The following is a 1,171-nucleotide window of genomic DNA, read 5'->3' as shown; positions in this document are numbered from 1 at the left end:
ACCTCGTGATGTTAAAAAACATTTTAAGTTCAATCTTAGCAATGTTCAGCAAGCATCGTCAGGTGGTTTCTTTTGGCGTGAAACGACAGGCTTTTTGCTTATTGGCCAAGGACATAGTCAGCAACATAAAGGCGAGCACGTAATCGCAATACGAGGAACAAATACTTTAGCTGATGCGGTAACCGATATAACCGCCCACTCAAAAAGTAATGATTCAGGTAGCTTAGTTCATACCGGTTTTCAAACAACATTTGAATCTTTTAGGGATGGATTAGCTACATACTTAGATAAACCTGAAGTGTTAAACAGTACAGGTATTATCCATTGTATTGGTCATAGTTTAGGCGGTGCATTAGCGACTTTAGTCGCGAATTGGGTAAAAACTACATATAACAAAACCGTTTACTTATACACTTTTGGCTGTCCTCGAGTTGGGTATAAAGACTTTGCGATTAAAAGTAGCGCTCGCATTGACAAAGTATATCGCTGTGTTCATGGCTCTGACCCTGTCCCTAAAGTTCCTGTTTGGCCTTTCTGCCATGTGCATATTAATGGCAGTGAGTATGTGCCTGTGAGAGAGCAGGGCTTAAGCCCTAAAGCGCATAGTATGGAAACAGCACCCGGTTATGTTCATACTACTAACTATGAACAATGGGATGATATGTACAGCCAAGTTGCTGGTTCTATGTATCAGCGAGTCGTTCTCAATTACGAAAATAGATTACAAACGACATATTCTTCACATTGGGCTGATAAAATCGCAGCTGCTTTAATGACACTTATCATTGATGGTGGTGGTACCGGTTTGATTGCGGCAATACAAGCTGGTGGGACAACAATTGCCACTGCTTATGATCTTATGGCAAGATTTGTTTGTGATCTTGCCAATACAGTTGGCTTTGAAGAACAGTTAAAAGGCTTGTTAGGGCATATGATTGTTTTTGCAGGAAAACCTGCTATTACCGTGATTAAGTATACTTTTTCATTCATAAAATGGGTTTTTAACATTACTCTTGGTCGTCTTAATAACCAAGCAAGAAATGCAATGAAAAATGTGTAATATGCCTTTAATGATTTTAGCACATATCAACAATTAATCTGAATAGTTGTATTTAGCTGGGGGGAGAGTATGGGATTAATTGTAGGGCCATTGATATTATTTTGGATTTTA

General features: G+C 38.8%; 1 protein-coding gene. It reads left to right on the top strand.

All coding sequences use genetic code 11. From position 1 onward, the window contains the following. A partial coding sequence (locus tag CXF78_RS01250) for a lipase family protein (RefSeq protein WP_102035744.1) occupies positions 1-1,060 on the top strand: 1,060 nt, incomplete at its 5' end. Positions 1,061-1,171: the final 111 nt, after the last annotated feature.

This window comes from Shewanella sp. 11B5 (genome assembly GCF_002836795.1).
GTDB lineage: Bacteria > Pseudomonadota > Gammaproteobacteria > Enterobacterales > Shewanellaceae > Shewanella > Shewanella frigidimarina.
The sequence above is the reverse complement of the archived record's forward strand: the minus strand, read 5'-3'. Positions and strand labels throughout refer to the sequence as shown.